Source organism: Wolbachia endosymbiont of Drosophila nikananu (assembly GCF_028981865.1).
Lineage (GTDB): Bacteria > Pseudomonadota > Alphaproteobacteria > Rickettsiales > Anaplasmataceae > Wolbachia > Wolbachia pipientis_B.
This window is the reverse complement of sequence record NZ_JAPQLL010000070.1, coordinates 72,349-81,721: the sequence shown is the minus strand read 5'-3', so window position 1 is coordinate 81,721 and position 9,373 is coordinate 72,349. Positions and strand designations below refer to the sequence as shown.

Annotated in this window: 7 protein-coding genes; 3 read left to right on the top strand and 4 right to left on the bottom strand. The window is 37.5% G+C overall.

Annotated elements, in window-relative coordinates; genetic code table 11:
• Positions 1–421: 421 nt before the first annotated feature.
• Entirely contained in the window at positions 422–1,432 is a 1,011-nt protein-coding gene (locus OZD67_RS05580; protein WP_182182711.1) for an Mrp/NBP35 family ATP-binding protein, read from the top strand.
• Positions 1,433–1,571: 139 nt separating this feature from the next.
• Here the strand turns inward: OZD67_RS05580 and OZD67_RS05575 are convergent, their stop codons facing one another.
• The gene (locus OZD67_RS05575; protein ID WP_182182713.1) at positions 1,572–1,925 is read right to left on the bottom strand and encodes an Asp-tRNA(Asn)/Glu-tRNA(Gln) amidotransferase subunit GatC; all 354 of its coding nucleotides are present in this window, start codon (positions 1,923–1,925) and stop codon (positions 1,572–1,574) included.
• Complete coding sequence (locus OZD67_RS05570; protein ID WP_182182715.1) at positions 1,915–2,841, bottom strand: ribose-phosphate diphosphokinase; 927 nt, start codon at positions 2,839–2,841, stop codon at positions 1,915–1,917. Before OZD67_RS05570 ends, OZD67_RS05575 begins: the two co-directional genes overlap by 11 nt.
• Before the next feature lie 422 nt (positions 2,842–3,263).
• On the opposite strand from OZD67_RS05570, the gene sdhA reads away from it, so the two are divergent.
• Positions 3,264–5,069: a succinate dehydrogenase flavoprotein subunit gene (sdhA, locus tag OZD67_RS05565; protein WP_182182717.1), complete on the top strand. Its 1,806-nt coding sequence runs from the start codon at positions 3,264–3,266 to the stop codon at positions 5,067–5,069.
• Here the strand turns inward: sdhA and OZD67_RS05560 are convergent.
• Positions 5,066–7,195 (bottom strand): ankyrin repeat domain-containing protein, encoded by a 2,130-nt coding sequence (locus OZD67_RS05560; protein ID WP_274999754.1) that lies wholly within the window; start codon positions 7,193–7,195, stop codon positions 5,066–5,068. The genes sdhA and OZD67_RS05560 overlap by 4 nt on opposite strands.
• Positions 7,196–7,507: 312 nt before the next feature.
• Positions 7,508–7,933, bottom strand: coding sequence for a hypothetical protein (locus OZD67_RS05555; protein WP_182182720.1), 426 nt, complete (start codon positions 7,931–7,933; stop codon positions 7,508–7,510).
• A gap of 119 nt (positions 7,934–8,052) precedes the next feature.
• On the opposite strand from OZD67_RS05555, the gene OZD67_RS05550 reads away from it, so the two are divergent.
• Positions 8,053–9,373, top strand: a 1,321-nt coding sequence (locus tag OZD67_RS05550; protein WP_274999611.1) for an IS110 family RNA-guided transposase, incomplete at its 3' end; no start/stop codon positions are given.

The window sequence follows — 9,373 nt, the reverse complement described above, 5'->3', positions numbered from 1 at the left end:
TGGGATGACAGGAAGAGAAGGCTACTTGGATGACACCTTGACGATTTGAAGAATCATCATACCGCTACTTGTTAGCGGCGCGGCGGTATGACGTAGAACTGCTGTCATTCCAGCGCGTGACGCTGGAATCTAGAAAAAAAGAACCAGTGTCTGGGCACTGGGATGACAAAAAAGGGGCTACTCTGATGACGAGAAAGGAGTACTGGGATGACACTATTCTTTTTTCTGGATCCAAGTAGTCAAGCTACTCGGATGACAGGAGAAGGGGCTACTTGGATAACAAGAAAGAGGCTACTTTCATGATACTGTCATAAAGTGAACCAGTACTTGGCTTGTGTTCTAGGCAAAACCTGCTATAACATTTAACATACTGTTTCTGAAACAAATGTTCCGCACTGGGATCTGCTATGTAAGAGGTCTAATGATCAACGAAGAAATTGTAAGAGAAAACTTAAAAAAAGTCATAGAGCAAAAAAGCGGTAAAGATGTGATCGCTCTTGGCATAATATCCTCAATCATTATTAAAGGCGGGGACATTGGTTTTGCGCTTGAAGTTGCCGGTAACACGCAAGCAAACGAAGAATTAAGAAGAAATTGTGAGCAAGCTGTTAAAGCTATACCGGGGGTGACAAAAGTGATCGTGGTTGCTACTTGTCAAAAACAAGCTGGGCAACAAAAAGCTAAATTACATATCGAAGGAGTGAAAAATATAATCGTTGTGGCCTCTGGTAAAGGCGGTGTGGGCAAGTCCACAGTTGCGCTAAATCTTGCTCTCTCATTAGCAAAGTTGAAACATAAAGTTGCATTAGTTGATGCAGATATATATGGGCCTTCAATTCCTAAAATGCTTAGCACTGAAAAATTAAAGCCAGAAATACAGGGTGGGAAAGCAATGCCTATAGAAAAGTATGGCCTGCATACTATTTCAATCGGCTATTTTATTGATAAAGATCGTGCAGCGATATGGCGTGGCCCTATGATCACAAAAGCACTTTATAATCTGCTCATGGGAACAAAATGGTCCGATATAGAGTATTTGATAGTTGATACACCACCTGGAACTGGCGATGTGCATTTAAGTCTTATGGAAAATTTTAACTTAACCGGGGCGATAATAGTTTCAACTCCACAGGAGCTTGCCTTGATTGATGCACGCAAAATTTACGATATGTTTATAAAGCTCAGTGTACCGATTATTGGCATTGTAGAAAATATGAGTTATTTTACTCAAAGCGGCTCAGAAATATACATATTTGGAAAAAACGGCGCGAAAAGAATGTCTGAGGAGCTGGGCATCAAACTCTTAGGTAGGATTCCTTTAGATCCACAAATATGCCATGCTTCTGATTGTGGAAATCCTTTAATGCTAAGTGAAGATTTGACAGAGATTTATGAAGACATTGCTAAAGATGTTATAGCTAAAGTGGCTTAGGTTTACCTACAATTTGAAAAACCGTCATTCCGCTACGTGTTAGCACCGTGACGGTATGACGTAGGATTGCTGTCATCCCGCAGCGGGATCTCTTGTTAGCGCCGCGGCGATATGACGTAGGGAGACGCCTTATTTTACCCTAATCATTTATAACCTTTGGCACTACGAAATACCCATGCTCAGGTTTTGTATTGGACAATATCTCTTCTTTAATGTTTTGAGAATTTATAACATCATCGCGTACATGAATGGCCTTGTCTATACTGCCATAACGCATAGGAGAAACACCTTCGGTATTAACTTGCAATAAAGTATCATGTATCCAATCCAGCATTGTCAGTCCTTTGGAGTAGTAATCAATCTCGTCATTTGATAACTTGATCCTTACAAGCTGTACAATTTTAAGCATTTCTTCCTTGGTAATTGTTATTTTTCTCTTATTTGCGAATTCTATTAGTGAAGTAATAACGTCTTCTGTTGACTTAGCTGGCATCTTTACCTCCTTGGATGAAGTGAGTTAAAATATCTACGACCGAAACAACTTCTACTTTACCAGTTTTTTCAAGTTTGTGAAGTATAGTATCCGTAATCACTAATTTATCTAAAGAAGAGGAAGAAATTTTTTCAACTGCACTTCCTGAAAGCACGCCATGTGTGATGCATGAAATTACGGACTTTGCTCCGCAATTTTTTAAAGCAAGGGCTGCATTACACAATGTTCCACCAGAGTCAACTATATCATCAACAATGACACAATTTTTATTCGCAACTTCTCCTATTATGTTCATTACTTGAGATGTGCCTGCTTTCTCCCTATATTTATCTACTACAATAATCTTATCACTTAACCCTATCTTGTACTTTTCCTCTAAAGTCTTTGCAAAAGCACGTGCTCTGCGAATTGCTCCAACATCAGGTGCAACAATTGCCAAATTTTCCGTGTGTATACAGTCAACAAATGCTTCAAAGCAGTTCAAATTAGTTATCGGTACATCAAAGAATCCTTCAATTTGATTTGAGTGCAAATCAATCACTGCAACACTATTTGCACCTGCAGTTTGAATAAGATTTGCAACTAATTTGGCACTTAAAGCAGATTGCATATTATTGTTTTTGATAATTCTATCTTGCCTGCTATATCCATAATAAGGAATAATTACTACTATCCTTTTGGCTCCTAATCTATTTACTGCATCAATTGTAAGCAGAAGCTCCATAAGGTTATCATTCACAGGGGGAGAAAGAGATTGTACTATGTATACTTCTTGATTATATAGATCATTTGCTACTTCTACATTTACCTCGCCATCGGTAAACTTTGATATCCAAGCAGAGGATGGTTGAACATCTAGCCGGTTAACTACTGATTCCCCTAATTCTTTACTAGCATTACCTATTATTATCTTCATAATATACCAATTGAGTTTGTAAGATTATACAGAAATTATGAAATAATTGAAATGTAAGTTTCTTTATCTAGCATTCTTGTCGGCAAATTAGGTACCTCTTGTACAATGACCTGTCATTTTCATGCATTGTTTCAATATACAGACCCAAATTGAAACAACTATACAAAATCCATTCCACCAACTTCCTGTTTATTTAGTGTAATAACTACCGATGGATGCAAGCCAGATAAAGACTCAACCATTTTATTGTATGTTCCACCTGAAGTAAGTAAAATAGCGAGGTTTAAATGGCATTAAGATCAAAATTATTGGATGAAAAAGTGGTTCACTAATAATGAGAATTGGTATTAGCTATAGAAAACTTGTATAGATTTTTTCTACTTCTGTGATATCATAAGCCTGTAATGATAAAATAAGCAAATATGGATAAGTCAGCGTATGAGATCATAGAACATGAGTATGATGTGGTAGTAGTAGGTGCAGGTGGAGCAGGGCTCAGAGCAACGCTTGGGATGGCTGCAACTAATTTTTCAGTTGCCTGCATTTCTAAAATTTTCCCTACACGAAGTCATACAGTTGCAGCACAAGGCGGAATTAGTGCAGCTTTAGGTAATATCGGTGAAGACGATTGGCGCTGGCATGCATATGACACAATAAAAGGTTCAGACTGGCTTGGTGATCAAGATGCAATAGAATATATGTGTAAAAACGCTGCTAAAGCTGTTATTGAACTTGAAAATTTTGGCGTACCTTTTTCTCGTACAGAAGATGGCAAAATATACCAGCGTTCCTTTGGTGGAATGACAACTCACTTTGGTAAAGGAAAATCAGCGCAGCGCACTTGTGCGGCAGCAGACAAAACTGGGCACGCAATCCTTCACACTCTATATCAGCAGTGTCTTAAATTCAACGCTGAATTTTTTGTTGAATACTTTGTGATTGATTTAATTATGGATAGCGAAACCGGAGCATGCTGCGGAGTTCTTGCTTGGTCGCTATGCGACGGTACATTACATAAATTTCGCGCACATTCGGTGGTGCTAGCAACAGGTGGATATGGACGTGTTTATTTCTCTGCAACAAGTGCGCATACCTGCACAGGTGATGGTAATGGCATGGTGGTGAGAGCTGGGTTACCACTTGAAGATATGGAATTTGTACAATTTCATCCAACAGGAATATATGGCTCAGGGTGCTTGATGACAGAAGGATGCCGTGGAGAAGGGGGGTACCTCGTTAATTCTCAGGGCGAAAAGTTTATGGAACGTTACGCACCAAAAGCAAAAGATTTAGCTTCCCGTGATGTGGTAAGTCGTGCAATAACAATTGAAATTAGAGAGGGAAGGGGAGTTGGCCCGAAAAAAGATCACATGTATTTAACTATAGCGCATCTTGATCCCGAAGTAATAAAACTCAGATTGCCGGGCATTAGCGAAACCGCAAGAACTTTTGCTGGAGTTGATGTCACTAAAGATCCAATACCGGTCATTCCGACTGTTCACTATAACATGGGTGGCATTCCAACCAATTATTATGGAGAAGTGATCACGCTGAAGCAAGGTAAGGAAGAAGTGGTAGATGGACTATTTGCAATTGGAGAAGCTGCATGTGTTTCTGTGCACGGTGCAAATCGACTTGGTTCTAACTCGCTTCTTGATCTTGTGGTTTTTGGTAGAGCTGCAGCGCTCAGAGCAAGAGAGAAACTAAAATCCGGTACACCACATAAAAAATTGCATTCAGACTGCACAGACTGGATAGTAGATAGATTTAATAAAATGCGATTTGCCTCCGGTGGGCTAAAAGTAGCAAAAATACGCAGCGAAATGCAGAACACTATGCAAAAGTACGCATCAGTGTTCCGTGTTGCTGAAGTTTTAGAAGAAGGTAAAAAAGCTATAAAAAAGGTAGCAAAAATGATGCCTGATATTTCACTTGAGGATCGCAGTATGATATGGAACAGTGATTTAGTTGAAGCACTGGAGCTTGCTAACATGATCCCACAAGCGGTTATTACCATGGAATGCGCAGCCAATCGAGAGGAGAGTAGAGGTGCTCATGCTCGTGAAGATTTTCCTGAGCGTGATGACAAAAACTGGATGAAACACACCATAGCGTGGCTTGAAGAAAAGAAAGGGCAGATCAATGTAAAAATTGATTATAAAAAAGTGGCTGAAAAAACTCTTAGCGATGAAATTGACTTCATCGCTCCAGAGAAGAGGGTTTACTAGTTTATTGTTAACACACCTGCGGGAGATTTTGTTGATGTATCTTTCATTGCACTTTTTGGTCTTCTTGCATGCTTTTTCTGTTGTTTATTGTCAACATGGTCCTTTGTTTCATTACTTGATTTTTTAAGAAATTCCTTAATACGACTCCGTGAAGTGAAAATAAAATATGCAGATATAGCAGCAACTATGATACAAATGGCCGCTACAGGTGCCATTACCCCATTAAAGGCAGCAGCAGTTGCTATTCCAATAACAGCAAACATTATTGCTAATGCTGGTCCTTTATGGATTATTGTAGATGCTGCCTTCCCTATAGAAGAACCTGTTCTTTTAACACCAGACTGACATTTTTTTAAAGGAGTTTTACAGTGGTATTCTTCCTCAAGCTCCTCTTTCAATTCTCTAGCTTTTTCTTGTGCTTTATGCGGAGTCTTCGGATAATCTTTTAAACCACATAGAGTTAGATAATACTTTCTAGTATCAAATGCTTGACCTTCCAACTCCAGAGAACGGGGATCAGCGCCCATTTCTAGCAGCATTGCACAAAACTTCGTTGTATTGCTATAACTAACCGTTGGATCAAAAATTTTTCCTTTCTTTAGATATTTAGTTCCTCCTTTCCTCGCTTTTGTTTTTAGCGCCACTTGTAGAGGCGTGTTTTCTTTCTGATTGGTAGCATTCATAGCTTTTCTCAATTGATCTTGAGGTATCACTCCTTTTTCTACTAAATTCAAAATCAACTTCAAATATGCAACTTTTTGCTCTCCTTTAAGTAAAGCAATATGATGTAGAGCATTGTTTCCATCTGTATCTTCACAGCTAATATCTGCCCCTTTTTGCAATAACTCCTCAAAAAGTTTTTTATCATTATTTTCGATTGCTGAATGTAATAGATTACTACCTGGAGTATTTATGGTACGTGGTATAATTTCTTTAATTTTTGCTTCTGTATTGGTTTTTATTTCTGGTTCTAATTCAGACTTCTTTACTGACTCTGCCAATTTTTCTAAGAAATTACGGTAGTATGTCTTTTGCTCTTCTTTTAAGTTTTGTAATTCTTTTGTAGATAATCCTAAATTATCAGAGCTGGCTCCATGCTCTAACAATTTTGTAAGAAACTTAAGTGTGTTATCGTTACTTCGAATTGTATGAGACTCATGTTTTTCTTTTGTTATCTTGTTAATTAGCACCACCTGAAGAGGGGTTTTTCTTTCCTGATCTTTACTATCAACAAGTTGTGCTAAATCTTTCTTGGTGACCGTTTTTATTAGGGTACCTAAAAGCTCGCATTTCTGTTTTTTTTTGAGCGATGCAATAAGGTGTAAAATATTATTTCCTTTTTCATCTTTTATGCTGCTAATATTCGTGCAATTTTCTAGATATTCTTCAAATTCCCTTTGATTTCCATTTTTAATTGCTTTGAATATCTTATCAGTATATTGAACACTGCTGTTCATTATTCCGTTCTCTACTTCTTGATCTTCATTTGCTGTGTGGAAAATTGGTATACCCGAAATGTGGTCTTTCTCATCAGCATGATCATCTCCATCTTCGCTACTGTTGCCGCTTTCAATTCCACTGTCTTCACTGTTACTTGTTATCCCGTTCTCTACTTCTTGATCTTCATTTATTGTGTTAGCACTACTGATTGAATGCTTCTTACTAGCGTCATGATCATCTTCAGCTTCGCTACTGTTGCCGCTTTCAATTCCACTGTCTTTACTCTCTATACTCCCTCTACGACCAGTTTCATTTTGATCAACGTTATCAGAATGATCTTTTTTGCTGCCCTTGTTAATAGCTTCTGAAATTACTTGTTCTATCTTCTCTTTCTTTATTTTCTCTAGTTCTTTTGACTGTTTGATTTCTTCTTTCAATACCGGAAGGAAGCGTTGGGTATAATACTTATAATATTCTGGCGATTTTTTTAATTTAATTAATACCTCAGTTAATACCTTAGGACTAGCCCCTTTTTTGAACAACCTCTTGTATTCTGTGAGAGTCCCGTCTTTCCCAACTTCTGGGTTTGGGTGTTTGTGCTTTCCTTTTGTTACTTTTTCCATTATAATGTTCAATAATTTACTGTTGTATACTAACTCATTGGATGTAGAATTTTTTTCTGTCATATCAAAGCCTCGCTAAAAATTAACTATTTGTGTATCTTTGTAGTTGTAGGTGTTAACAATTTGAGATTGAGAATTAACAACTAAAAAGCTAGATTTAAATTTAAAAATGTTGTATATGTAATTGAAATGCAGGCAGAAGAGCGTTTCTGCTAGTATCATAGTTAAACCTCACTTCAACGGTTATCTACTATTTTAAATGTTTAGTTTTAAGAAAGGATAAATATTGGTATATAGCTAAAGTGAACAGGTGCAAAATGTGCTATACCGCGGCGCTAACGAGTAGGGAATGACGGCATATCAAATTGTAGCTAGCTATAGAACGTTCCCTACTATCTTATTCATAAATTGACGTAGTATTGATACATCGCTCATTTGAGTAGCTGGAGGATTTTCAGTATGTTTTGGTTGATCTGGCAGCTCTTGTGCTGCCAAGTTTCTGGCATTAAAGGCATTTTCCAACTTTAAATAAACAGGGTAACACATTGCACAAACTGCTATGGTCACAGATAAAGCAGCTGCAGCTATCATGTTTCCTGCCAAAGCGCAAAATACTGTTGCAAAAATTAAACCTCCAAGTATCCACTCTATTGGTAGCATCGAACAAGGAAAAATCTTGTTAAACCTGAAAGAAACTATTTTATCCAGTGCTATAACAATTTTTAAATATAATTTATTAAGAAGTATTTTTGCAGTTATAACCGGACGCTCAATGGTGCTAGAGTGCCCGTTTGGGAGCATGGTTTTGGAGGAACGGTTAAACCACTGATGGAGTCTATTACGACTACCTCGATTAGAAGATTGTATAATCTAACCGTCCCAAGCTTAAATACTTCTTCATTATAAGTTATAGGAGGTCAATTACAATGACAAAAAGTAAATTAGAGGTAATGAATCCTGATGCAGCAGGGATAGATGTTGGTTCGGCTGTACATTATGTATGTATACCCGAGAGAAGAGATGAGCAACGTGTTCAAAAATTTGGCTGCTTCACTGAAGACCTTCATAATTTAGCAAGGTGGTTAAAAAAGTGTAAAGTTACAACCGTAGCGATGGAATCAACTGGTGTATATTGGATTCCTTTGTTTCAAATACTGGAATCTTACGGTTTTGAAGTTAAGTTGGTAAATGCGCGACATGTAAAAAATGTACCTGGGAGAAAGTCAGATGTTCAGGACTGTCAGTGGTTACAACAACTACATAGTTATGGATTACTCCAAGGGTCATTTAGGCCAGATAGCCAGATATGTGTATTGCGTAGTTACGTGCGACAACGTAAGAACCTCACTGAAAGTGCATCTACACATGTTCTGCGTATGCAGAAGGCATTAATTCAAATGAATATACAACTGCATAGAGTTATAAGAGATATAACAGGAGTAACTGGTATGAAAATTATCAAGGCTATAATTAAAGGCGAAAGAGATTCTGGGAAATTGGCTCAATTCAGGGATGCACGAATAAAAAATGATCAGTCTACTATAGCAAAAGCGTTAGCTGGCGATTATAGAGAGGAACATGTATTCACGCTAAAGCAAGAATTTGAACTATATAATATTTATCAAGAAAAAATAGCAGAATGTGATAGAAATATTGAGGTCTATTACAAAACGTTTGAAACAAAATCTAACGAAAGTAAACAGTTGAGTAAGGAAAAGAATAAGCACAGAAAAAGTAAGCCTGACTTTGCTTTGCACGAGGAACTGCACCGAATAACTGGTATGGATTTTACTAAAGTTCCAGGGCTTGATATACTAAGTATACAGACTATAATTTCAGAAACTGGTATAAACCATAATAAATGGTCAACAGAAAAACACTTTTCATCGTGGTTAGGACTCAGCCCTGCCAATAAAATTACAGGAGAAAAAGTGTTTAGCACAAGAACGCGTAAAGTCATTAATCGTGCTGCGAATGCATTTCGAATGGCTGCTAATTCTGTAGGAAATAGTAAAAGTTCATTGGGTGCATACTACAGGAGATTAAAAAAACGATTAGGAGCACCAAAAGCAATAACAGCTACTGCAAGAAAAATAGCATGCATATTTTATAGTATGCTCAAATACGGACAAGAATATGTAGAAAAAGGAATGGAATACTATGAAACACGATATAAGGAGAGAGCTGTAAAAAATTTGATCAAAAAGGCACGAGAATTTGGCTATACTTTAGTGCAACAAG

Excerpts from the sequence above, each read along its gene's own strand:
- OZD67_RS05580 (WP_182182711.1), top strand. The coding sequence starts at position 422 with ATGATCAACGAAGAAATTGTAAGAGAAAACTTAAAAAAAGTCATAGAG.
- OZD67_RS05575 (WP_182182713.1), bottom strand. The coding sequence starts at position 1,925 with ATGCCAGCTAAGTCAACAGAAGACGTTATTACTTCACTAATAGAATTC.
- OZD67_RS05570 (WP_182182715.1), bottom strand. The coding sequence starts at position 2,841 with ATGAAGATAATAATAGGTAATGCTAGTAAAGAATTAGGGGAATCAGTA.
- sdhA (WP_182182717.1), top strand. The coding sequence starts at position 3,264 with ATGGATAAGTCAGCGTATGAGATCATAGAACATGAGTATGATGTGGTA.
- OZD67_RS05560 (WP_274999754.1), bottom strand. The coding sequence starts at position 7,195 with ATGACAGAAAAAAATTCTACATCCAATGAGTTAGTATACAACAGTAAA.
- OZD67_RS05555 (WP_182182720.1), bottom strand. The coding sequence starts at position 7,933 with ATGCTCCCAAACGGGCACTCTAGCACCATTGAGCGTCCGGTTATAACT.